General features: G+C 53.9%; 14 protein-coding genes and 6 pseudogenes. 7 read left to right on the top strand and 13 right to left on the bottom strand.

Translation table 11 applies throughout. The features are described 5' to 3' along the window. Positions 1–63: 63 nt before the first annotated feature. Positions 64–1,059, top strand: a pseudogene (locus JZM30_RS05330) (pectinesterase family protein). Positions 1,060–1,105: 46 nt separating this feature from the next. Here JZM30_RS05330 and glnB read toward each other — a convergent pair. The 5 genes from glnB to purL form a co-directional block, all read right to left on the bottom strand. Beyond that, positions 1,106–1,444 carry a nitrogen regulatory protein P-II gene (gene glnB, locus JZM30_RS05325; protein ID WP_252317821.1) on the bottom strand — a complete coding sequence of 113 codons (339 nt, stop codon included), beginning with the start codon at positions 1,442–1,444 and terminating at the stop codon, positions 1,106–1,108. A 103-nt stretch (positions 1,445–1,547) separates the two neighbouring features. Continuing rightward, entirely contained in the window at positions 1,548–2,885 is a 1,338-nt protein-coding gene (gene glrR / locus JZM30_RS05320; RefSeq protein WP_252317820.1) for a two-component system response regulator GlrR, read from the bottom strand. 14 nt (positions 2,886–2,899) lie between these two features. After that, complete coding sequence (gene qseG / locus JZM30_RS05315) at positions 2,900–3,568, bottom strand: two-component system QseEF-associated lipoprotein QseG (protein WP_252317819.1); 669 nt, start codon at positions 3,566–3,568, stop codon at positions 2,900–2,902. Positions 3,569–3,610: 42 nt separating this feature from the next. Continuing rightward, positions 3,611–5,047: a sensor histidine kinase gene (locus tag JZM30_RS05310; protein ID WP_252317818.1), complete on the bottom strand. Its 1,437-nt coding sequence runs from the start codon at positions 5,045–5,047 to the stop codon at positions 3,611–3,613. Positions 5,048–5,808: 761 nt separating this feature from the next. Further along, a complete protein-coding gene (gene purL / locus JZM30_RS05305; RefSeq protein WP_252318005.1) occupies positions 5,809–9,693 on the bottom strand; it encodes a phosphoribosylformylglycinamidine synthase in 3,885 nt (1,294 codons plus the stop codon). Positions 9,694–9,908: 215 nt separating this feature from the next. Between purL and mltF the strand changes: the two genes are divergently transcribed. Then, positions 9,909–11,435, top strand: a complete 1,527-nt coding sequence (mltF, locus tag JZM30_RS05300; RefSeq protein WP_438801465.1) for a membrane-bound lytic murein transglycosylase MltF — start codon at positions 9,909–9,911, stop codon at positions 11,433–11,435. Between the two features lie 4 nt (positions 11,436–11,439). Here the strand turns inward: mltF and tadA are convergent, their stop codons facing one another. From tadA to murQ, 3 genes and pseudogenes are all read right to left on the bottom strand, one after another. Further along, on the bottom strand, positions 11,440–11,961 hold the full coding sequence (gene tadA, locus JZM30_RS05295) for a tRNA adenosine(34) deaminase TadA (protein ID WP_252317816.1): 522 nt from the start codon (positions 11,959–11,961) through the stop codon (positions 11,440–11,442). A 93-nt stretch (positions 11,962–12,054) separates the two neighbouring features. After that, positions 12,055–12,684, bottom strand: a complete 630-nt coding sequence (gene yfhb, locus JZM30_RS05290) for a phosphatidylglycerophosphatase C (RefSeq protein ID WP_252317815.1) — start codon at positions 12,682–12,684, stop codon at positions 12,055–12,057. Positions 12,685–12,776: 92 nt separating this feature from the next. Continuing rightward, positions 12,777–13,660 (bottom strand): annotated as a pseudogene (murQ, locus tag JZM30_RS05285) (N-acetylmuramic acid 6-phosphate etherase). A 328-nt stretch (positions 13,661–13,988) separates the two neighbouring features. Here murQ and lapG point away from each other — a divergent pair. Both lapG and JZM30_RS05275 read left to right on the top strand, forming a co-directional pair. Beyond that, a pseudogene (lapG, locus tag JZM30_RS05280) lies at positions 13,989–14,666 on the top strand (cysteine protease LapG). Positions 14,667–14,675: 9 nt separating this feature from the next. Beyond that, a pseudogene (locus JZM30_RS05275) lies at positions 14,676–16,626 on the top strand (bifunctional diguanylate cyclase/phosphodiesterase). A gap of 83 nt (positions 16,627–16,709) precedes the next feature. Here the strand turns inward: JZM30_RS05275 and JZM30_RS05270 are convergent. The 4 genes and pseudogenes from JZM30_RS05270 to JZM30_RS05255 form a co-directional block, all read right to left on the bottom strand. Next, a pseudogene (locus JZM30_RS05270) lies at positions 16,710–17,053 on the bottom strand (tryptophan synthase subunit beta). A gap of 82 nt (positions 17,054–17,135) precedes the next feature. Continuing rightward, positions 17,136–17,429, bottom strand: coding sequence for a type I secretion C-terminal target domain-containing protein (locus JZM30_RS05265; RefSeq protein ID WP_252317814.1), 294 nt, complete (start codon positions 17,427–17,429; stop codon positions 17,136–17,138). 26 nt (positions 17,430–17,455) lie between these two features. Further along, a complete protein-coding gene (locus tag JZM30_RS05260; RefSeq protein WP_252317813.1) occupies positions 17,456–17,977 on the bottom strand; it encodes a hypothetical protein in 522 nt (173 codons plus the stop codon). 115 nt (positions 17,978–18,092) lie between these two features. Then, positions 18,093–19,313: an ISL3 family transposase gene (locus tag JZM30_RS05255; RefSeq protein WP_252317149.1), complete on the bottom strand. Its 1,221-nt coding sequence runs from the start codon at positions 19,311–19,313 to the stop codon at positions 18,093–18,095. Here JZM30_RS05255 and JZM30_RS05250 point away from each other — a divergent pair. The 3 genes and pseudogenes from JZM30_RS05250 (at position 19,312) to JZM30_RS05240 (ending at position 21,240) form a co-directional block, all read left to right on the top strand. Beyond that, on the top strand, positions 19,312–19,794 hold the full coding sequence (locus JZM30_RS05250; protein WP_252317812.1) for a YjgN family protein: 483 nt from the start codon (positions 19,312–19,314) through the stop codon (positions 19,792–19,794). The two genes, JZM30_RS05255 and JZM30_RS05250, sit on opposite strands and share 2 nt — an antisense overlap. Continuing rightward, complete coding sequence (locus JZM30_RS05245; RefSeq protein ID WP_252318004.1) at positions 19,688–20,164, top strand: DUF898 family protein; 477 nt, start codon at positions 19,688–19,690, stop codon at positions 20,162–20,164. Before JZM30_RS05250 ends, JZM30_RS05245 begins: the two co-directional genes overlap by 107 nt. Before the next feature lie 9 nt (positions 20,165–20,173). Then, positions 20,174–21,240 (top strand): annotated as a pseudogene (locus tag JZM30_RS05240) (M48 family metallopeptidase). Between the two features lie 131 nt (positions 21,241–21,371). Here the strand turns inward: JZM30_RS05240 and JZM30_RS05235 are convergent. Beyond that, a complete protein-coding gene (locus tag JZM30_RS05235; protein ID WP_252317811.1) occupies positions 21,372–24,227 on the bottom strand; it encodes a valine--tRNA ligase in 2,856 nt (951 codons plus the stop codon). Positions 24,228–24,231: the final 4 nt, after the last annotated feature.

Here is a 24,231-nt window from a genome sequence, read left to right as displayed (position 1 = left end):
CTTTCCCATCGTGCGAATAGATGGGCTTTACCTCTCGGACACTACAGTTAAGGAATGATCGGTATGTTTAAACCCCTCTCAGGCGCGATTGCGCTGGCCGTTCTGGTGGCCGCCCCCTGGCAGCACGTCATTGCCAGTTCAGATGTTAACGCGGTGGTTTCTGCCACGGCACCTGCTGCACCCAACACCTTTAAAACCATTGGTGAGGCTATCGCCAGCGCTCCTGCCGATACCACACCGTTTGTTATTTACATCAAAAAGGGCACCTACCACGAGCGCCTGGTGATTACCCGCCCCAACGTGCATTTTAAGGGAGAAGACCGTGACCACACCATTATTGCTGTGGATACTGCCGCAGGTGCACTGAAGCCAAGAAGAGTGATGACCCGACCAAGATAAAAGACACTCAGGCCGTGGCACTGTTGGTGGCGGAGAAGAGCGATCGTGCCTACTTCCACGATGTCAGTCTGGTAGGTTATCAAGACACGCTGTATGTCAAAGGGGGGGGTCGCAGTTTCTTTGAGAAATGCCGTATCAGCGGCACCGTGGACTTTATTTTCGGTAACGGCACGGCGCTGTTTGATGATTGCGATATCGTCGCCCGCACGCGCGTAAATCCCGGTGATGAATCCTATGGCTACCTAACCGCTCCCAGCACTGATATCAACCAGAAGTACGGTCTGGTGATTACTAACAGCCGGGTGTTCAAGGAAGGCAATAATGTCCCTGCGAAAAGCTATGCGCTCGGTCGCCCCTGGCATCCGACGACCACTTTCCCTGATGGCCGCTATGCCGACCCTAACGCTATCGGACAAACAGTGTTTATCAACACCGAGATGGACGATGTGATCTATGGCTGGGACAAAATGTCCGGCAAAGATATCAAAGGCGAGAAAATCTGGTTCCAACCTCAGGATTCGCGTTTCTTCGAATACCACTCAACCGGTGCGGGTGCAGAAAAGCAGAAAAAATGACGGACGGCGTCAGCTCACCGCAGAGCAGGCCGCAGAATACACTAAGGACAAGGTTCTAGCGGGCTGGACACCCACCGCACTTTGACAGGACATTCCACGATCCTCGCTCGGCGAGGATCGTGGCTAAAGCATCAGATAGCCGCTTCGTCTTCTTCGCCAGTACGGATACGCACCACGCGTGCCACATCAAACACGAAAATCTTGCCGTCACCAATTTTGTCGGTCTGGGCGGTCTGAATGATGGTTTCGACACATGTATCGACGATGTCATCGGCAACCACCAACTCGATTTTTACCTTGGGCAGAAAATCGACCATATATTCTGCACCGCGATACAGTTCGGTATGGCCCTTCTGGCGCCCGAATCCTTTTACTTCCGTGACAGTCATGCCGGTGATACCCACTTCGGCTAACGCTTCACGTACGTCGTCCAATTTGAACGGTTTGATAATCGCATCTATTTTTTTCATGAAATAACCTTTGTGAACCTGTTTCTCTTCGACCGCAGTCGGGCATCAGTAACAAACATTCAGTGAAACGATAACGTCAGGTGTAACAACGTCAAACGCGTTGTCACTCTTTAAAATCGTTGGCATCCAATGCGTGACGTCCAAGCAATTTATAGAATTCGGTGCGATTACGCCCCGCCATTCTGGCCGCCTGCGTCACGTTGCCTTTGGCAATTTGCAGCAACTTACGTAAATAGTTCAGCTCAAACTGGTGACGTGCCTCCACAAAGGTCGGCAACGCGGTATTCTCGCCTTCTAACGCTTGTTCTACCAGCGCATCGTTAATCACTGGCGCACTGGTCAACGCCACGCATCGTTCAATCACATTCACCAGTTGACGCACATTACCGGGCCAACTCGCCGTCATCAAGCGTTTCATTGCATCACTGGAAAAACTGCGAACGAACGGCTTATGCCGATTGGCCGCTTCACGCAGCAGATGATTTGCCAGCAGCTGAATATCCTCGGCCCGTTCATGCAGTGCGGGCAATTTCATGGTCACGACATTTAAACGGTAGTAGAGATCTTCACGAAATTCGCCTTTTTCCATGGCGACCGGCAAATCGCGGTGCGTGGCGGAAAGAATGCGCACATTGATATCGATATCCCGATTGCTGCCCAATGGACGCACCTTACGTTCCTGCAATACACGCAGCAGTTTGACCTGTAAAGACAGCGGCATATCGCCGATTTCGTCAAGGAACAACGTACCCCCTTCAGCCGCCTGAAACAACCCCTCGCGGCTGCTGACCGCACCGGTAAACGCGCCTTTGGCATGACCAAACAGTTCAGACTCCAGCAACGGTTCCGGCAGTGCGCCACAGTTAATAGCGATAAACGCGTTTTTTGTGCGTGGACTGGCACTGTGGATTGCCCGCGCCAGCACTTCTTTACCGGTTCCGCTCTGGCCGTTAATCAGCACGCTAACGTCAAATTGCGCCACCAGTTTAGCTTGTTCCAGCAAACGCAGCATCACCGGGCTACGCGTCACGATGGTTTCTCGCCAGTGAGATTCTCCGGCTGGGGCGCTGAGCGCCAGCGCATCATCGATCGCCTTATAGAGCGCATCGCGATCCACCGGTTTGGTCAAAAAGCCAAATACCCCTTTCTGCGTAGCGGCCACAGCGTCCGGAATCGATCCGTGAGCGGTAAGAATAATCACCGGCAGTCCTGGTTGCTGCTTCTGTATTTCAGAAAATAGCGCCAGGCCATCCATTTCATCCATGCGCAAATCGCTGATGACCAAGTCAATGCTATCGCGTGCCAGCACGCGCCGCGCTTCCGCGCCGCTTTCAGCCGTCACGACATGAAACCCTTCGCTGGTCAAACGCATTCCCAGCAGTTTTAGCAAACTGGGATCGTCATCGACCAGCAGCAAATCAGCCGTTTTTCGAGTTGTCATGGGCGTGTAGGCTCCTATTTTGACGCCGCAGGCGCACAGTGGCGTTCAACCGCGCCAGACTCATGCGAAGCCGCAGGCTCCGGAAGTTCACTGCTCATCGGCTTGCGGGTAGAAAGTTGACGCTCAATATCCGTCAGGTTTTCCAGTTTGCGCGTCGTCACATCCAGTTGATATTGCAAATTGCTCTGTTGAACCCGCATTACTTCGAGCTGTTTGTCGTTGGCCTCCTGCAAACGCTGAGTGCGTATGCGCTCATCCGTCAACGCCAGCCAGAACGTTTGCTTGTCCTGCCAGGTTTGCAGCAGCGGACGCAGCGCCGCGGGAAAGTCCGTTTGAAACCCATTCAGCCGATCGAGCGCCTGACGTCGTTCCGCCGGGGTGATTTTGACTTGATCGAGTAAAATGCCCTGCTTGAATGCCTGATCCCAGGTCGCGCTCCCCAGCGTTTGCGCCGCCTCACGCGCCTGTTGCGGGGTTAATCGCTCAGCACAATCCATCGCCCGCAACCAATAAAGGGCGTTATTCACCGCGTCGCGATCGTCAATGTGCCACAGGCTATCGCACTGCGTCAGACGGTAGTCGCTCACTTGTTCCCTCGGCGTGACATTTTCAACGTCACGTATCGCAATACGGTGATGGGTAGTGTCAACGCAGCCCGCGAGCAGCGCCAGGAGCGCCAACACCGAACCGCGAACCCTGCCGTCAGAGCACCTTGCTTTCATTTGTTATTCATTCTCAGCGGTTAAGGGCAATTCAATACGAAAACAGACGTCAGCATAATCCACCGGTATCAGGCTCAGTTCCCCCCGCATACGACGAATACAATCGCGCGCGATGCTCAACACAAGACCGCTGCCTTTCACCGCACCTTTACGCTGGTGGCTTCCCTGATAAAAGGGCTCAAAAATCATGCCTTGTTCTGCTTCAGGGATCGGCGCGCCATCGTTGGTAACGTCGATTTGAACCCGGTGCCCATGCTGGCGACTCCGAATCCAAATGTTACCGGATTCCTTGCCGTAGTGCACCGCATTGGAACAGAGATTATCGATAACGCGCATCAGTAATGTGGTCTCGGCCCAGCACTGGGTAATATCAAGCCGCGTTTCGGTGTGGATCGCCTTGGTGCGCGCAGGCAAACTGTGCGAAGATATCGCGATATCCACCACCTCATCAATGTCGACAGGCCCCATCTCCGTTGGGGTATCCGCCAGCTTGCGGTTGTAATCCAGCAACTGATCGATAAGTTCCAACAGGTGCCGGCTGTTGTTATCCAGAATAGCCACCACGTCTTTTTGATCCGACGTCAATGGCCCGACAACTTCGTCGGCCAATAGCGAGGTGCCTTCGCGCAGGCTCGCCAACGTGGTTTTCAGCTCATGGGAGATATGACGCAGAAATTCATGCCGCTGCGATTCCAACCAGGAAAGTCGCTCACTCAGCCAGATAATACGTTGTGCCAGCGTACGAATCTCTCTTGGCCCCTTAAAAGTGCTGGTATTACCGAGCGATCGCCCTTCTCCCAGGCGTTTGATCATACGCTCCACGCCGTTAACCGGTCCGATGATCATACGGGTAAACAGCACCACTAACAGCAAACTGACCATAAACAGTACCAGCGACTGCCAGCTGAAAAACTTGCCGCGCTCGGCGATGTCCTGTTGCAATTGCTGCCCGCGAGAAAACACCACTTCACGCGTCATTTGCAGCAGTTGCGCATTGGCCTGAGCAAACTGCGTCAGTTGTTCCTGCGCCGCGTTAGTCGGCGTGCTATTGGCACAATCCAGGGTCGCCAGCGCGGCAAGGTGCTGGCTTAGCTGTTGATAAGTGCGGGGATCGGGCAGGACATTTCTGTGCGCTTCCAGCATCTGCACATGCTGTTTGTGTTGGCTTTGGTAGAGGGTAGCCAGCGTGCTGTCATCCAGCACGCAGTATTGGCGATAGCTGCGCTCCATCGCCAATGCGGTGCCACTCATGGCTTCACTGCGGCGCGCGTCCACCAGCATGGATTTGTTAATGTCCGCCGCTTGTTCGCTCAGCGTATCCAGACTGTCATACGCCTGATAGGCGAGCACCAACAGCGGCAAAAGGACCAGCAGGAACACCATAATCACTAATTGGCGCAAAGAGCGCGGAAACAGACGCCAACGTTTCAAGGAAATCATCTCGTTATTTATTCATCCGTCATGATGCTAACGAAGTGGCATAAAAGCGCAATGTTTTTCCCTTGAGTAAGCGGGGGTGATAAACCCATCAAGAGGTACAGAAAAGAGAGTCAGTCGCTGCCCGGTTAAGTATGCGCTAACCGGGCAACTGAATAGGTGGTGCCTCACTCAACGTGTCGCCCGATGTTTGATAAAGCTGCATAGCAGACTGTTATCGGTGTAGTGGACGATAGGCACCCTTTCTTGTGGCGTCATTCGGAGTGTTATGAGCGCAAAACGACATCATCAACAGCGCAATCATAACGAGGTGAATGAGCAACGAGTGATATTACGCACCATTCATGCCAGTTCGCAATATTGATTTTAACTAACTGATAAATAATAACTTAAATTTACATCAGTCGGTTAAAGGACGGTAAGGAGCTTTTATTCACGTCATACTACGCCGCCAATTGCTAAAACCTGTAGTCAAAAAAGACGATTTATATCACTTAATGTATCGACTCAATAAAATCAATTAATTAAATGTCTCCAAAAAGAGACATTAATAGAGCCAATTGTCGCTGTATTGCGACATCCTACCTAAGCCGTCATTCCTCCCTCCGTCATTCCTGAGAAGGCGAGAATCTCTTGCAGAAGAGACGCGTTTCTTCTTAAAGAGATCCCAGCTTTCGCCGAGGATGACTAGCAGGTAACGTGGCGTTGTCATCAGATTAAAAAGGGGCTATTCGCCCCTTTTATAGTCAATGTCCAGCTAACCCTTAGCCAAGCTGACGGCGCGCGTTGCGGAACATGCGCATCCACGGGCTGTCTCCACCCCAGGTTTCCGGATGCCAGGAATTGCTCACGGTACGGAAAACGCGTTCCGGGTGCGGCATCATCACTGTAGCGCGACCACTGGCGCTGGTGACTGCCGTGATACCGTTCGGAGAACCGTTCGGGTTCGCCGGATAGTTCTCGGTTATCTGTCCAAAGTTGTTCACGAAGCGCAGTGCGACCAGATGCTCATGCTCCAACGCCGCCAAGTGGGCAGCATCGCGCACTTCAACGTGCCCTTCACCGTGAGAAACAGCGATTGGCATACGCGATCCCACCATGTCATTCATAAACAATGACGGGCTTTTGGTGACTTCAACCAGGCTGAAGCGCGCTTCAAAGCGGTCAGACAGGTTGCGCACAAAGCGCGGCCAGTGGTCTGCGCCCGGGATCAGTTCGCGCAGATTGGACATCATCTGGCAACCGTTGCATACGCCGAGTGCCAACGTTTGCGGACGTTGGAAGAAAGCGGCAAACTCATCGCGCCCCCGCGGGTTAAACAGAATGGATTTCGCCCAGCCCTCACCGGCACCCAACACATCGCCGTAAGAGAAGCCACCGCAAGCGACCAGCGCCTGGATGTCTTGAAGGTTGCGACGGCCTGCCAGCAAATCACTCATGTGCACATCGATGGCGTCAAAACCGGCGCGATGGAACGCGGCCGCCATCTCAACGTGAGAGTTAACACCCTGCTCACGCAACACCGCCACTTTAGGACGCACACCTTTGGCGATAAAGGGCGCTGCAATATCCTGTGCTGGATCGAACGTCAGTGAGACATTCAGGCCCGGATCGGTCTCATCCTGTTTAGCAGCATGTTCCTGATCGGCACAGTTTGGGTTGTCACGCAGGCGCTGCATCTGCCAGGTGGTTTCCGCCCACCAGGTGCGTAGCGTGGTACAGCTCTCCTGATACACCACATCGTTGCCATGCGTAATCACAAAGCGGTTGCCCTGAGCGGCATGACCCAAACGATGAGCAATATCACCCAAACCGTGATCGGCCATTACCTGCTCAACGTACGCCAGACGATCGGCGGACACTTGAATCACAGCACCCAGTTCTTCAGTAAATAACGAGGCCAGCGGATCGTTACCCAATGCCGCGATATCAACCTCGATGCCGCAATGACCGGTAAACGCCATTTCGGCCAGCGTCACCAACAGGCCCCCATCAGAACGGTCGTGATAGGCCAGCAGCGCATCATCCGCCACCAGCGTTTGGATAGCATTAAAGAAGCTAGCCAACTGTTGCGGATTACGCACATCCGCAGTATGGCGGCCCAACTGACGGTAGACCTGTGCTAACGCTGTCGCGCCCAGCGTATGGTGCCCGGCACCCAGGTCGATAAGCAGCAGCACGTTATCACGATCGGTACGCAACTGCGGCGTGACGGTTTTACGCACATCTTCCACGCGGGCAAATGCCGTGATCACCAGTGAAAGCGGAGAGGTGACGCTGCGCTCTTGATCGCCGTCTTGCCAGAGGGTTTTCATCGACATGGAGTCTTTACCCACCGGAATGGTCAACCCCAATGCCGGGCAGAGTTCTTCGCCGATGGCTTTTACCGCTTCGTAAAGTCCGGCGTCTTCACCGGGGTGTCCTGCTGCCGACATCCAATTTGCGGAGAGCTTCACGCGCGTTAACGCGCCAATCTGGGTCGCGGCAATGTTGGTTAATGCTTCCCCTACCGCCAGACGCGCGGAGGCACCAAAGTTACACAACGCCACAGGTGCACGTTCGCCAATCGACATCGCTTCACCGTGGTAGCTGTCGAGGCTTGCGGTAGTAACGGCACAGTTTGCCACCGGGATCTGCCACGGTCCGACCATCTGATCGCGTGCCACCATACCGGTCACGGAACGATCACCAATGGTGATCAGGAAAGTTTTCTCTGCCACCACCGGCAGGTGCATCACACGCTCTACCGCTTCGGTCAGGAAGATGCCTTCTCGGTTCAGCAAGGTGCCCTCGCTAGCCAGGCGTTTGACGTCGCGCAGCATTTTCGGTGTTTTGCCCAGCAGCACGTCGAGCGGCAGATCGATCGGCTGATTATTGAAGTGGCGATCGTTCAAGGTTAAATGCTGCTCTTCCGTCGCTTCACCAATCACGGCGTAAGGGGCGCGCTCACGGCGGCACAGTTCATCAAACAGCGCCAGTTTTTCCGGTGCAACCGCCAGTACATAGCGCTCTTGCGATTCGTTACACCACACTTCCAGCGGGCTCATGCCTGGCTCATCGTTGAGAATATCGCGCAGTTCAAAACGCCCGCCGCGCCCGCCATCACTTACCAGCTCCGGCATGGCGTTGGACAGACCGCCCGCCCCCACGTCGTGGATAAACAGGATCGGGTTCTCTTCACCCAGTTGCCAGCAACGGTCGATCACTTCCTGACAACGGTGTTCCATTTCCGGGTTATCGCGCTGTACGGAGGCGAAATCCAGATCGGCGTCCGATTGGCCGGAGGCCATGGAGGAGGCTGCACCGCCGCCCAGACCGATATTCATGGAGGGGTCACCCAGCACAATCAGCTTGGCGCCTACCGTGATCTCGCCTTTTTTCACGTGATCGGCACGGATGTTACCAATACCGCCCGCCAGCATCACCGGCTTGTGATAACCGCGAAGCTCGCTGCCGTTATGGCTGTCAACCTGCCCCTCATAGGTACGAAAGTAACCGGTCAGCGCAGGGCGACCAAACTCGTTATTAAAGGCCGCGCCGCCCAGCGGGCCATCAATCATAATGTCCAACGCGCTGACGATGCGATCCGGCTTACCGAAATCTTCTTCCCACGGCTGTTCAAAGTTAGGAATACGCAGGTTAGAGACCGAGAACCCGACCAGACCCGCTTTAGGTTTGGCACCGCGCCCCGTCGCTCCTTCATCGCGAATTTCGCCACCGGAACCGGTCGCCGCACCCGGCCAGGGAGAAATGGCCGTCGGATGGTTATGGGTTTCCACTTTCATCAGAATGTGTGTCGGTTCCTGATGGTAGGCATAGTGCCCTTGCGGATCGGCAAAGAAACGCCCCGCTTCGGAACCTTCCATCACCGCCGCGTTATCTTTATAAGCAGACAACACGTGTTCTGGCGTGTGCTCGAAGGTGTTCTTGATCATTTTGAACAGCGACTTGGGCTGTGCTTCACCGTCAATCACCCAGTCGGCTTTAAAAATTTTGTGGCGGCAGTGCTCAGAGTTGGCCTGAGCAAACATATAGAGTTCAATGTCGGTAGGATTGCGGCCCAAACGGGTAAAGGCATCCAACAGGTAGTCGATTTCATCTTCCGCCAGCGCCAGTCCCAGACGCACGTTAGCCTGTTCCAACGCCTTACGCCCTTCCAGCAGAGCGTCTACCCGTTTCAACGGGGCTGGCTGATGCTGGGCAAACAGCTGTTCCGCCTGCGCCATCTCGGTGAATACCGTTTCCATCATGCGGTCATGCAGCAACGCGCCCAGTTGCTGCCACTGTTCATCGCTCAGCGTCGGCGCATGAATATAGAAGGCTAATCCGCGCTCCAGACGAATCACCTTGTCCAGGCCACAGTTGCGCGCAATATCGGTAGCTTTGGAAGACCAGGGAGAAATGGTGCCGGGACGCGGTGTGACCAACAGTAAGCGCCCACTTGGCTCATGCTCCGCGAGAGAGGGGCCATATTTTAACAGTCGTGTCAGTTTAACCTGCTCATCGCTGTTCAGTGGTGCACGCACGGCGGCGAAGTGAACGTACTCCTCATAGATGTCACTAATTGGCAAAAAGTGCTCTTTGCAACGCGTCAGCAACTTATTTACACGGAAGGCCGATAGGGCAGGTGAACCACGCAGTATTTCCATCATCTAAAAAATCTCTCGTCTTCGATGTACTGAGTTTCAGTACGTCAGTGGGCGCTACTTTGTCGCGCAGCCAAGGGGGAAAACGCGCGTCATTATAGAGAATTGTGACGCCCGACGAAACCGTTTGCGCAGAGTTTGTTGCACATCTTATTTTCGTCATGGTCAAACTTTAACCTGATGGATAACTGTTTCACACTGGCGGTTTGTTAAGCAAAATGCCCCCACTCTGGGAGAGTGTAGACAAAAAAACTGCCGTTACAGACAGAAAGGCCACACGGCCACCGAGAGATAACTATTTGAAGCGTTTAACATTAAATTATTTTTTTATTGGGGTTATTACGTTACTGCTGATGTTGGCGCTCTGGCCCAACATCCCCTGGCGCAGCGGCCAGGATACACGGATCAATCAGATCCTTTCTCGGGGCGAGCTGCGTATCAGCACGCTCAATTCGCCGCTGACCTATACCCTCAGTAACGGAACCCCCTCAGGGCTTGATTATGAACTGGCTAAACGATTCGCCGATTACCTTGGCGTGAAGCTGGCGGTATCGGCACGCTCAAATCTTGACGCCTTGTTCGATGATCTGGACAGCGATAATGCCGATCTGCTTACCGCCGGGCTGATCTACAACCATGAGCGATTGGATCGCTTTCGCGCTGGGCCAACCTACTATTCCGTCTCGCAGCAACTGGTTTACCGCATGGGTGCCACGCGCCCTAAAAATCTGGAGAAACTGAGTGGTCGGTTAGCGGTCACATCGGGCTCAGCCCATATCGCCACGTTACGCGATTTGAAAAACAATAAATATCCAGCCTTAAGCTGGGAAGCCGCTTCAGACCTGAGCACGCAGGATTTGCTTAAACAGGTGGCGCAAGGCGCGTTGGATTACACGCTGGCAGATTCCGTCACCATCGGTTTGATGCAGCGCATTCACCCGCAGCTTTCCGTAGCGTTCGATCTGAGCGACGAAGAACCGGTCACCTGGTATATGCGCCGTACCCAGGACGACAGCCTGTACGCCGCCCTGTTGGACTTTTTCAGCCAAACTGTGGAAGATGGCACGCTGGCGCGCCTGGAAGAGAAATACCTCGGCCATGTGGGTGAATTTGATTATGTCGATACCCGCACCTTCCTGAGCGCCATCGATAACACCTTGCCCGATCTGCAACCGTTGTTTGCCAAATATGCCAGCGACATTGACTGGAAATTGCTGGCGGCTATTTCTTATCAGGAATCACACTGGAACCCATTGGCGACCTCACCGACCGGCGTGCGCGGGTTGATGATGCTGACGCGCAATACCGCAGAGAGCCTGGATGTGACCGACAGACTCGATCCGGAACAGAGCATTCGCGGTGGTGCGCGCTATCTGGCGCACATGATGGAAAAAATGCCGGAAAGCATTCCCGAAGATGAGAAGATTTGGTTTGCACTGGCCTCCTACAATATGGGCTATGCCCATCTGCTGGATGCGCGCAAACTGACGGAAAAACAGAAGGGTAATCCCGATAGCTGGGCGGATGTGAAGGTTCGCCTGCCGATGCTCAGCCAGAAACGCTACTATACCCAGACCACCTACGGCTATGCACGCGGCCACGAAGCCTATAACTACGTTGAAAATATCCGCCACTATATGCTGAGTCTGGAAGGATATCTGACCGAGAAAGCCAATAAAATCCAGCAGCAGGAACTGTTAGCGAGCGCTTACCCTGCCATACCGCCAGAAAAACTCGGCAAATAAGGTATTAGGCTGCCCCGCCAGCCTTTTCCTGAGCACGTCGTGCTTTATGCTGCGCGCGGCGTATACGGAAAAAATCGCTGAGGGTATGAGCGCATTCGGCAGCCAGCACGCCAGACGTGATCGCTATCTGATGATTCATACCAGGATGGCGCAGGATGTCGACCAATGATCCTGCTGCCCCGGTTTTTTCATCGTTGGCACCATACACCAGTCGACCAATACGGCTGTGTACCATCGCCCCGGCGCACATCACGCAAGGCTCAAGCGTCACATACAGCGTCGCATTGATTAAGCGATAGTTCTGCAAGACTTTTCCCCCCTGACGCAGCGCCATGATTTCGGCGTGCGCCGTCGGATCATGATGGCCGATGGGGCGATTCCAGCCCTCACCAATCACCTGATTATCCAGAACCAGAACGGCACCGACGGGCACCTCCCCCTCCTCCTGCGCCCGTTGGGCCAGAGTCAGGGCATGACGCATCCAATATTCACCAGGCGTGTCATGGCCATCAAGGGTGTCATTCATGGTGTCTCCCGGGTATTCATCGCGCTTTTTTGGTCGCGCGCATTATACAGGGTGTGAAGAAAAAGCAGAGTGCTTATTGCCTCGCCGACACCGTTACTCCAACTGTTGCAACGTGCCTGCAAGCGTCACGCGCCAACGGTGTTCGCAAAAAAACAGCAGCGGATTATCTTGCTTGCTATCGCTATACCCGCTGTGCAATTGAAGTGGCGCACCAAGCTGTTTTTCCATCTGCACCACCTTCTCCCGCCCCAGACAGCGCAACGGCAACACCCAGCCGCCATAACCGCGAACCATCTGGCTGCCCATCAGTTTGACGCCGGGCAGAAATGTGGAATCATGGTAAACTTGCTCAACCAGACGCTGCGGCGAACCGGTTACCAACCACACTTGCGCGTCCGAAGCGGCGAGATATTCGGTCAAGCGCTGCTGCACCAATGGAAATGGCGTCACCCAGCGACGAAAGCGGGCATGCTCTAGCGCCTGTAAATGTGCCTCACGGCGACCAAAGGTGATGGCCCAAAGCAGAGCGCTCATTGGCCAGCGCGCAGCCCTGCCGCGCGCCAGCAATACCAGCCCGGCCACCGGCAGCACCAGAATGACCAGCAGTAAATTTAACGGCAGGCGTTTTAGCAAGTAACGCAAAAAACAGCCAAACATGTCCTGACGATGTAGCGTGCCGTCCAAATCAAAAAACACGATACGTGTTGGTGATTGTTCACCCAAACCGCTTTCCCCTTGCCAATGTATTAACCGCTTTTGTGTAAGGCGTTAAGACACGCTCTGCCTCTATTACCGCGTTATACCCTACAGGTATATCAGGGTAACAGCGCATCGCGTAGATAACCGTGGTGCCTTTCCAACCGCTGCTCGGCCTCTGCGGCACTGATACCGCTGAGGATCATAAGTATAGCGGGTTTGGCCGCATAGTCGGTTTCTTGTAACGCTCGTTGCGCCTCGTCACGTGCGGCCCCTGTGGCTTACATCACAATGCGACAGGCCCGATCTACCAGTTTTTCATTGGTGGCTTTTACATCAACCATCAGGTTTTGGTACACCTTTCCCAGCTTAACCATCACACCCGTGGAGAGCATGTTAAGCACCAGCTTTTGTGCCGTACCTGATTTCAGACGCGTCGAACCGGTCAACGCCTCCGGCCCCACGACGGGAGAAATCGCCACCTCAGCCAGCGCGGAAATCGGGGAGGCGGGGTTGCAAGAGATGGCGACCGTACCACAGCCTTGACGCCTGGCATATTTCAGCGCGCCAATGACATAAGGCGTGCGACCCGATGCAGCCAGCCCCACCAAGGTGTCCTGTGGCGTCAGCGACAGCGCAACCAGATCGGCCTCACCGAGGGCAGGATCGTCCTCCGCACCTTCAACAGCCTTCAACAACGCGCCTGGTCCACCGGCTATCAGCCCGATAACCAGCCCGTGAGGCACACCAAAGGTAGGTGGGCATTCAGACGCATCAAGCACCCCCCTAATCTCCCGCTGGTGCCAGCCCCGAGATAGATCAATCGCCCACCCGCTTTCATTCTAGCAGCCGCCATATCCACCGCACGCGCAATCTCCGACAACACCGGAGGCACTTTACGGTCTTCCTGATTGAAAAGCGTCATCATCGCAAGCGTTGTTTGACTGTCCAATTCCATCGTTGCCGGATTGCGGGTTTCTGATACTAAGGTTGCTAAATTCATTTTTCTCTCCCTGACACACGGTGTGCGCTGCTGACCCAGATTGTTACTATACCCTAAAAAATTCGCGTTGCAGGAAGGCGGCAAGTGAGCTAATCCCGATGAGCTTACTCAGGTAAGTGATTCAGATGAGCGAGCGCAGCCAACGCATCTGCGACTTGAAGTATGACGGGTATATTTCTCGCGCCAGGAAGGTGTGCATGTTTGCCTTGTGTTCAACAGGGCCGCATGGCGTATTTTCACGCAATAAGGCCTGCACACCGCAATGAGGATGAGAGGCTTACTCTGGTTCAGTCAATAGCGAAGAGAAACACCGGTGAATGGCCGCTGGATAACGACATGGCATAATAAAGGGGTTCTGCTTCTGCTGTTCAGCAGTCTGTTGCTGCTGACGGCAACGCTGCGCGCGGATTGGGATTTCGTCACCATTAATCAGCGCACGGAACAACTTTACGGCCCCGCAACACCGGAAGCGTGTAAGCGAATTAATGAGTGGCAGGCATTATTAGGCTCATTGCCCGGCAGTGATGAAAAAAATTATTGGAATCGGTAAACCGTTTTTTTAATGAACGGCTGCTATTTCGCGACGATCGTGTCATCTGGCAGCAGGAAGATTATTGGGCCGCCCATCGAAGCGCTGCGTAAAGGAATGGCTGACTGCGAAGATTATTCTATTGCAAAATATTTTACGCTACGTCGGCTCGGTATTCCGAATGAAAAATTGCGAATTACTTACGTTAAAGCATTACGCCTTAATCAGGCACATATGATCGTTGCTTATTATCCAACTCCAACCTCTATTCCGCTGGTGTTGGATAATCTAACGGATAAAATATTACCTGCGACGCAGCGCACCGACCTCATCCCCGTTTATTCCTTTAACGCAGAGGGATTGTGGCTGCCCGGCAGTGGCGGCAGCAATAAACGGGTCGGCGACAGTAAACGGCTTTCGCGTTGGCAAGATGTATTGACCAAAATGCGGGTCGAAGGTTTTTCTCTTGAAGAGTAGGATTAGGCTATGTCTCTATACAAACAACTTTTGATAGCCATCTGCTTATTCGTGCTGGTGATTTTTAGCGGCAGTTTTTTTGTCAGTCTGGAAAATTCACGCGAGCAGTCGAATAACCAATTGCAATCCCATGCGCAGGATGCCGCCACAGCACTCGGATTATCGTTAACGCCAAATATCGACGATCCGGCCATGGTGGAATTAATGGTCAGCTCGATTTTTGATAGCGGCTATTTTTCCAGCATTCGGGTGCGTGATATTAAAACCGGCAATGTCACGCTGGAACGCATCGCCTCGCCAGAAATTCCTAATGTACCTGCCTGATTTGTGCGGCTGGTTAATCTGACGCCGGGCAATGGCGAGGCTATCGTGATGCGCGGATGGGAGCAGGCAGCAAAGTAGAAGTGGTCAGCCACCCGATGTTCGCATTACCCGTCTGTGGCAAAGCACCTCTGCGGGCGCCCTATGGCTGTTGGGCGGCGCAGCGTTCGGCTTACTGATTGGCGCGCTGCTGCTGCGCCCCTTGAATTACATGGTGAAACAGTCGTTAGCGATCACCCGTCGGGAGTACCTCACCCAGCCGGATCTGCCCAGAACCCCCGAATTCCGCCGCGTGGCGCAGGCCATGAACCTGATGGTCAGCAAGCTGAAGATGCTGTTTGAGGAAGAAGCCGAGCGAAGTGAACGCTTACGTCAAGAAGCCTATCAAGATCCACAAACCGGTCTGCCTAACCGTCGTGCCTTTGAAATGCAGTTCAATGACAAAAGCAGCGATGAAGAGACACCGCCGGGTTATCTCATCATGATTCGCATACAGGATCTTGCCGGTCTCAACCAACAGCTCGGCGGCCAACGCACCGATTCGCTGCTGGAAACCATGGCGAAAATGATGTGTACCGCCCAAAAGCTCTATGCCGAACAGGAGAGCGTACTGGCACGTTTGCGCGGCGGTGAATTTGCCATGTTGTGCCCCGGCATGGCAGAAAAAGAAGCGCACACTCTGGTCGTCGCGCTTTCACACAACCTGGAGTCACTCGCGTTAACTGGCGAGATCGACAGTTCCCCCGTTGCCGCATTGGGCATGGTGCCGTTCAAGCACGGCGATAGCCTGAAATCGCTGTTGATACAGGGCGATCACGCGCTCACACGGGCAGAAAGCTCCCCGCTGCATCATGCGCCGCTGGCGGAAAATGAAGCCAATTCACCGGCAGAAGCCGATCGCCACCTGTGGTTTAATCGCCTTGATACCCTGCTGAGTGAGGAACGCCTGCAACTGTTCTTCCAGCCGGTTTGCCGCTGCGCCCCTCCCGGTGACGTCCTTCATCATAAGGTACTGGCGCGTATCAATGATGAGCAGGGCAACAGCATCGCTGCGGGATTTTTCCTCCCCTGGATCCAGCGTTTTGGCTGGAATGTTCGGTTAGATCAGGTGATGGTGAAACAAACATTGGATTATCTGTCGCGCAACTCTGGCACGCTGGCGCTGAGTATGTCGGGCAGTACCGTGCTGGATTTAAACCTGATGACGCAAATGCTGGCACCACTTAAGGGCCATCCCGAGCGGGCGCGCCGAGTGATTCTTGAGCTGGATGAAAACCAATTGCCGGAAACCCATCATCTTGAAGCGCTGATCGCATTACTCGGCGAATACAGTTGCCAACTAGGACTACAGCACTTCGGCGGGCGCTTTAACCTGATAGGTAATCTGGCGCAATGGGGGCTTGCTTACCTGAAAATTGATGGCAGCTACATTCGCAATATCGATCGGGAAAACGATAAAAAGGTGTTTATTGAAGCCCTTTATCGCACAGCCAATAGCATCGATTTGCCGCTGATCGCTGAGCGTGTAGAAACCGAAGGAGAACTGGATACACTGCGCGGCATGGGGCTACAGGGAGCTATGGGGCGTTTGCTGGGAGAACCGTTCCCCGCGCCAGATAACACGCTGTTGCTAAAATAGTGTTTAAGGGCGTTAATAGTAATAGTGCGTGCAGGCAAGCTTACCTGCACGCACCTGAGAGAGAAAAGCGCAGCGACTGAGACTTAAAACATCGTCTCATCTTCGTCATTAATCAGCTTGCTGAGCCCGCCGTTGAGGGCTTCACGTGCATGGGCCCGGTTAATCAGCTTCAACTGTGTCGCCGCAGGGAAATCGGTAATATTGATGACGCCTTTCTGCGTCAGTACCTGAATTAAATCCTCAAGTACACGCACCATTTCCAAATCGCTTTGGCGTAGCTGCTGCAAGCCATTGAGCATCATTTCCTGATTTTTCCGCCACAGGATCGCTTCCGGAGAATCTTTTGCCAGTTTACCGGTCATCTCGTCGAAGGGCACATCCGCCACTCTGACTAAAACCCCTGGCTATCACGCTGGATATAATACATGCACCACCTCTTCTCTCCGGTACGGTATGGCTGCCTCGCCCCGGAGAAGACCGATGCCTTCTCCGGGCGCAAGTAATGCAACTCAGTTTACCGTCTGTTCGGGCTTACTGACCAGACTTTCCAGCGAAGGCATTGATCCACTGTAATGCTCAAGAGTGATAGACACATTCACCGTCCCGCCAGCGTTGCCCGAGAAGTCCCCCTGAGTGCTGACTTCAATGGTGGGAGAACCGTTATGATCGGTAAAGCGGATATAACGGCTAAGATCGGCTCCTTTATCCAGATCGCCGAGCAGATCGTGCAGGTTGATCTTGTCCCCTTCGCCCGGGTTAAAATCCTTAATGACATCAAATCCGGTATCGCCTTTTTGCCACATAAAGGTATCCGCCCCTGAACCACCAATCAGCGTGTCATTGCCCTTACCCCAATCAAGATATCGTTGCCACTGCCGCCGTACAGTTTGTCGTCACCGTCGTTGCTGGAAGAGAGATCAAACGCCTGATGGTGATCGGTAATGTAATGATGCATATCCTGCACCGTTATGCTGGAGACCTTCATCTGCTGCGCGATATAGGTTTGCAGTGCCGACAAGCCGTTACCTTCGATGCCGTCAAAGCGCACCATGTCACCAAACAGGATGTCATTAACAATCCCCCCGTTTAACGTATAATCACCGCCGGGTAACGGTTTGTTGCTGCCCAGGATCGCTTCACTCAGCTTGGTCGGATCGATCTGGCTTTGGACAACACCGTCGGAGTCGTAACGCGTCAGGCTGCTGACATCAAGCGATTTGCCTACGCCAATCGCTTCAATGGTGTTATGCGATACCGTCTGCAATAACTTGAAGGCAGCGTCTGCGTTTTGCTGACTGTAGTAACGATTGTAGTAACCGTAGTCACCGTCGTTGTTGCCCCAACCGCCCAAGGTAGAGGTTTCATAAGTGCCGTCGCCCTGCGCATGTACGTGGCCAACAAGTTCGCGAGAATTGGAACTGCTGGAGGTGTATTTATAAGGGTCTTCCCCTATTATGGTGGGAGACTTATAACAACATGTTTAACCTGCCGTAATGGAACATCACTGCCACCTTAAAGCGTTCTTTGTTCCGGTATCCTCTGGACTTGATCCGCAGCAGCCTTATCTTGCTGTTTAGTGACTCTGCATTACCGTTTGATACCCTGTGTTTCATGGCATTCAGGATCCCGTACAGTCGTTTACGTAACGTCCGGGCGGCGCTGCTTAGTAGCGGGACACCAACGTCTTTTGCCATCCCTATCCATTCCAGCCACAGACGCCTGCTGTGTTCGTCATACCGGCGGTTCCAGAGTTCCCGGGCCAGCGCCTTCATTGCCCAGCAACGGCTGGTATCAGGCAGAACCATCTGCGCTGCTTCCAGTCTTTCTGCTATTCGACCATGACGTTTATGGCGACCGTACAACCACAGATAACGGGAACGATGTGCACTTTTTCGTGCCGGTAACGGGATGGTTTTCATCTCCAACTGTCGTGTTTTATCTACGACGGCACAGAGCATTTTCGCTACATGGAAGTGGTCGAACGCGATCTTCTCCACCGCGTTAGGCAGATGGAGCCGCGCTGCGCTTATATAGGATAGATTCATGTCCATCGACAGGGTTTTAATGGATTCAATCTGGCGGTCACCCAGACTCCGGAGATAGCCAGCAAGACTTTCAACTCCGCGATCATCTTTGAGTTCCAATGCCTGTCCTTGGGTATCAGAGATAACGGTGACGTACTGATGCCCCTTTTTGAAAGCGACCTCATCAACACAGAGATGACGTGCGGCCTGAGGTGTTTTTCGACGGGCCAGTCCACGCTTAACCGCCCGTTGCATAATATTATCGACAGCATTCCAGCTCAGCCTCAGCTGTTTCCTGACGGCATCCACGGTGCTGATTTTCAGCCATGAGATAACGAACGACTCGAACAACAGCGTATACCGGCTACCGGGGCCGGCCCATGGAACAGACAGCGTCTGGTAGCCATGCTCCGGGCACATAATACGGGGTACATCAGCTTCGACTATTGTCGCGAACTGACAGGTATCGAGATGGCGCCATTTACGATGTCGGTGATCGTGAATAGGACAAGATTTCCCGCAGGTTGGACAGGTTAACTGAGTGTTTTTCGCAATCTCAACTGTAACGGTAACAGAACCGGCATTTTCATCGAGAGAAAGAGACTTTACCTGCCACGGAATAGACAGGTTGAGGATATGAGCGTAGAGAGACTTTTCGTCCATGGTGGTGACCTCTGGCGATTTAATACGCCATTATCATGCCTTCAGCCACCACAACAAGGGAAGACCCATAAATAAACAGTATCAATGTAAGGAGCGTTATCTGATGGCTGACGAAGAAGAAAAAACCACGAGAAAAAAACGCAGTCCCGGTGGCTATGATAGCCATAATCTCGGGGGCCATACCACGTGGATTTGCCCCTATATTTACATCCCCGCGTTGATTGCGCTGGGCGGCGTGATGAAGTATATGATTGCCGATCTTTATGTGAATAACCTGCGGTTTGGCACCGCGGCATTTAATGCAGCAATCAGTAAAGCGGCATTTATTAAAATTGCTTTTTGCAGCTTGCAGCCTGTTGGCTTTTCTTCCCTTCCTGATATGGACGCTGTGGTTTTCAGGGGCTGTACTGCTTTCAGTCATGGAATATGTACAAACGGGTGGGCATATCACACATCGCGTGGACTACACGTCGCCTTATGAAGGTATTTTCAAACTGATCGCGGCGTATGTGTCGTTGATTATTGGTGCCTTGGTTGCCAAATGCTATATCGTGGTGGCGGAACGCAACTATATCTTTGGCAATACCACGCTCAGTGACAATGTGCAGGTGCACTCCAACGTGAAATTGGGCGCTTACCTGATGCTGTTATTCACCAATACGCTGATTACGCTATTTTCTTTGGGGCTGGCCGCGCCGGTAGCACAGGTACGCTATGCGCGCTTTATGGCGAATGCCACGCAAGTGAGCGGTGATCTTTCTCTGCTGAACGTACAGGCGCACAGTGATACCGCGCGTTCGGCGGTGGCGGAAGAGGCTATCAGCGCGCTGGATCTTAACGTGGACATCTAAGGCGACCTGATGATTATTGAGGGATACTACCAGTATCCGGGGCGTGCCGCACAGGAGGCGGCACGCGTGACGCTTGGCGAGCTGGATGCCTCGTTGGTACTGGCGCTCCACGACGCGGGCTCACAGGCGTTTATGTTGGCGCATGTTGAGGTCTCACAAGCGTTAGGGTCGATACCGTTGACGTTGACCTTCCCTGATGGCGGACGCTTTCGTCCTGCTAATGATGCTGTGTTTCGTGCCCGGGTGGCGCAGCATAAGTCTCCTGGCCTGGTGTATCGGCTAGAGAAGTACAAACGGCGCGCGCTGTTTGCCTTGCTGGCGACGGTGTTGGTGGCGCTCAGCTATGTGTATGTGGTGCTGCCGTGGCTGAGTGCCACAGTCGCGTTGCATATCCCCACCGCCGTGGAGCAGCAACTGGGGGAGCATACGCTTGCTTTGCTGGAGCGAACCGAACTAGCGCCTTCAACCCTTCCTGAAGCGCGGCAGCAAGCGTTGCAGCGCCTGTTTGAGCCGGCGCAACCGCCGGAAATGCGTCAGGCGCGCACCCCGCTGCGTTTGCGTCTGATGAGTGCGCCGGGCATTGGCCCAAATGCGTTTATGCTGGCAGATGGCACGCTGATTGTCAGCGATGAGCTGGTTAAGCTGTCGCGTCATGATGATAGTCTGGTTGCTGTGATGCTGCATGAAATGGGGCACCATGCTTACTGTCACCCAATGCGCATGTTGGTTCGTTCCTCATTGGTGTCATTGACGTTTATGTGGATCACCGGTGATGTCAGCGGCGTGGGAGATACCCTGCTACAGTCCGCCGCCTTCGTGAATGAGCTGCAATTCTCTCGTGACATGGAGCGTGAGCCGATGCGTGGGCGATAGCGGAAATGCAGCGGCAGGGGCGTTCGCTTCAGGCGATGCAGGACATCTATCAGCAATTGATGGCGGCATCAGAAAAAGAGCACCACCTTGGGCGCATTATGTCGGATTGGCTCAGTACTCACCCTGATATGCAACAGCGTCTTGACGCCATCAAGGCACAAGACCCCTCTATCATCACCGACGAAAGCCGAGGATCTCTGTGAGAATAAACGCGTTTCTTTTGCAAGAGATTCCCGCCTTCGCGGGAATCACGGTGGGAGCAGGGCCGTTTGTCAGCAACCTCAAGCCCAGACTTGGCGGTCCGGGCTTTTTGTTCGCACAAGATACTTATGGATTACAGCGCGGCAATGGTGGCCTGCTGTTCCAATAGTTTGGCTTTCGCTACCGCATAGCCGTCACGTTTTTCATGCTCTTTGGCAATAACCGCCTCTGGTGCGCGCGCAACAAAGCCTTCATTGGAGAGCTTGCTGTCGATGCGGTTGATTTCCGCTTCGACCTTGGCAACTTCCTTCGCCAAACGCTCCAGCTCTGCGTCTTTGTCGACCAGATCCAGCATCGGGATCAGCAGCTCCGCGCCTTCCAGCAGGGAAGTGACCGATACCGGGCCTTTTTCACCGGCAGGCAACAGTTGAACGCTTGCCAGACGCGCCAGGATTTGGATAAAGCTGCGGTTCGCTTCCACGCGGCGTTGCGTTTCCGGCGTTGCATCACGCAATAGCACATCGAGCGGTTTACCCGGCGCGATGTTCATCTCGGCGCGAATATTACGCACGGCGGTGATCGCCTGCTTGATCCATTCCAGATCGGCCAGCGCCTGCGCATCTTCTGCGGTGGCATCATAGGTCGGGAACGGTTGTAGCATGATGGTATCGCCGGTAACGCCTTTCAGTACTTTGACCTGCTGCCAGATGGTTTCGGTAATGAATGGAATGATCGGGTGCGCCAGACGCAGCAGTGCTTCCAACACGGTAACCAGCGTGTGGCGCGTGCCGCGCAGCTCCGCCTCGCTGCCACCGTTCATCACCGGTTTAGCCAGCTCCAGATACCAGTCGCAGAACTGGTTCCAGGTGAACTCATACAGGATACCGGCAGCAATATCGAAGCGGTAACCGTCCAGCGCATCGCGGAAGGCTTTCACCGTGCGGTTGAATTCGGCCAAAATCCAGCGATCGGCCAGTGACAGCACTTTCTCACCGCCGTTAAAACCGCAATCTTGCCCTTCGGTGTTCATCAGCACAAAACGGCTGGCGTTCCACAGTTTGTTACAGAAGTTGCGGTAACCTTCCAGACGCTTCATGTCCCAGTTAATATCACGACCGGTCGATGCAAGTGCCGCCAGCGTGAAGCGCAGAGCATCCGTACCGTGCGGTTCGATACCGTTCGGGAACTGCTTCTCGGTGCGCTTGCGGATTTTCTCCGCCAACTGCGGCTGCATCATGTTGCCGGTGCGTTTTTCCAGCAGCGCCTCAAGCGAGATGCCGTCTACCATGTCCAGCGGATCGATCACGTTCCCTTTGGACTTGGACATCTTCTGCCCTTCTTCATCGCGGATAAGTCCGGTCATGTAGACGGTATGGAACGGTACATGCGGTTTGCCTTCGTCATCTTTCACGAAGTGCATGGTCAGCATGATCATGCGTGCAATCCAGAAGAAGATGATGTCGAAGCCGCTCACCATCACGCTGCTCGGATGGAACGCTTTCAGCTCTGGCGTCTGTTCCGGCCAGCCTAGGGTGGAGAAGGTCCACAGCCCGGAGGAGAACCAGGTGTCCAGCACGTCTTCATCCTGGCGTAGTTCAACCGTGTCGGCGAGCTGATAGTCGCGGCGCACTTCCGCTTCATCACGGCCTACGTAAACCTTGCCGCTGTTGTCGTACCAAGCAGGAATACGGTGACCCCACCATAATTGGCGCGAGATACACCAGTCCTGAATGTCACGCATCCAGCTAAAATACATATTCTCGTACTGCTTCGGCACAAACTGGATATGGCCATCTTCCACCGCTTCCACCGCCGGTTTCGCCAGTACGCCAGCACGCACGTACCACTGGTCGGTCAGCATCGGTTCGATGACCACGCCGCCGCGATCGCCGTAGGGAACGGTCAGATCGTGCGGTTTGATCTCATCGAGCAAGCCCAACTCATCGAACTTGGCAACCACCGCTTTACGAGCGGCAAAACGCTCGACGCCACGCAGGAAATCAGGAATGTCGTTGCTGTATACCGTGCTGGCTTCGCCTTTGGTATCAAACACTTCAGCTTCATGACGGATGTCGCCATCGAACGTCAGGATGTTGATCATCGGCAACTGGTGACGTTTACCGACTTCATAGTCGTTAAAATCGTGCGCTGGCGTGATCTTCACGCAGCCGGTGCCCTTTTCCATGTCGGCGTGTTCATCAGCGACGATCGGAATACGGCGATTCACCAGCGGCAGGATCAGAAACTTGCCGATCAGATCTTTGCAACGAGGATCTTCCGGGTTGACCGCAACACCAGTATCCCCCAGCACGGTTTCCGGACGTGTGGTGGCGACCACCAAATAGTCTTTGCCATTAGCGGTTTTTGCGCCATCGGCCAGCGGGTAGCGCAGGTGCCACATGGAGCCTTTGCTCTCGCGGTTTTCCACTTCCAGATCGGAGATGGCGGTGCGCAGTTTCGGGTCCCAGTTCACCAGGCGCTTGCCACGGTAGATCAAGTCTTCTTTATACAGACGAACGAATACCTCTTTCACCGCGTTGGACAGGCCTTCATCCATGGTGAAGCGCTCGCGCTCCCAGTCCACCGAGCTACCCAGACGACGCATTTGGCGGGTAATGGTGCCGCCGGACTTAGCTTTCCATTGCCAGATTTTTTCGATAAAGGCATCGCGACCATAATCGTGGCGCGTTTTGCCCTCTTCAGCAGCGATTTTACGCTCAACCACCATCTGGGTGGCGATACCCGCATGGTCAGTACCCGCCTGCCACAGCGTGTTTTTCCCTTGCATACGCTGATGGCGAATCAGGGTATCCATAATGGTTTGTTGGAACGCATGGCCCATATGCAAGCTGCCGGTGACGTTAGGCGGCGGGATCATGATGCTGAAGCTTTCCTGGCTCGTGTCACCGTTTGGATTAAAGTAGCCTTGCTGTTCCCAGCGCTCATAGAGCGGCTGTTCGATATCTTTCGGGTTATATTTGGTATCCATTATG

This window comes from Candidatus Symbiopectobacterium endolongispinus, from assembly GCF_018777385.1.
In the GTDB taxonomy this organism is placed as follows: Bacteria; Pseudomonadota; Gammaproteobacteria; order Enterobacterales; family Enterobacteriaceae; genus Symbiopectobacterium; species Symbiopectobacterium endolongispinus.
Note: the sequence above shows the minus strand (reverse complement) of the source record. Positions and strands in the feature narration are given on the sequence as shown.

Coding starts and splice junctions, on each gene's coding strand:
- glnB (WP_252317821.1), bottom strand. CDS start 1,444: ATGAAAAAAATAGATGCGATTATCAAACCGTTCAAATTGGACGACGTA.
- glrR (WP_252317820.1), bottom strand. CDS start 2,885: ATGACAACTCGAAAAACGGCTGATTTGCTGCTGGTCGATGACGATCCC.
- JZM30_RS05310 (WP_252317818.1), bottom strand. CDS start 5,047: ATGATTTCCTTGAAACGTTGGCGTCTGTTTCCGCGCTCTTTGCGCCAA.
- purL (WP_252318005.1), bottom strand. CDS start 9,693: ATGGAAATACTGCGTGGTTCACCTGCCCTATCGGCCTTCCGTGTAAAT.
- mltF (WP_438801465.1), top strand. CDS start 9,909: ATGCCCCCACTCTGGGAGAGTGTAGACAAAAAAACTGCCGTTACAGAC.
- tadA (WP_252317816.1), bottom strand. CDS start 11,961: ATGAATGACACCCTTGATGGCCATGACACGCCTGGTGAATATTGGATG.
- JZM30_RS05265 (WP_252317814.1), bottom strand. CDS start 17,429: ATGTGGCAAAAAGGCGATACCGGATTTGATGTCATTAAGGATTTTAAC.
- JZM30_RS05250 (WP_252317812.1), top strand. CDS start 19,312: ATGGTGGTGACCTCTGGCGATTTAATACGCCATTATCATGCCTTCAGC.
- JZM30_RS05255 (WP_252317149.1), bottom strand. CDS start 19,313: ATGGACGAAAAGTCTCTCTACGCTCATATCCTCAACCTGTCTATTCCG.
- JZM30_RS05235 (WP_252317811.1), bottom strand. CDS start 24,227: ATGGATACCAAATATAACCCGAAAGATATCGAACAGCCGCTCTATGAG.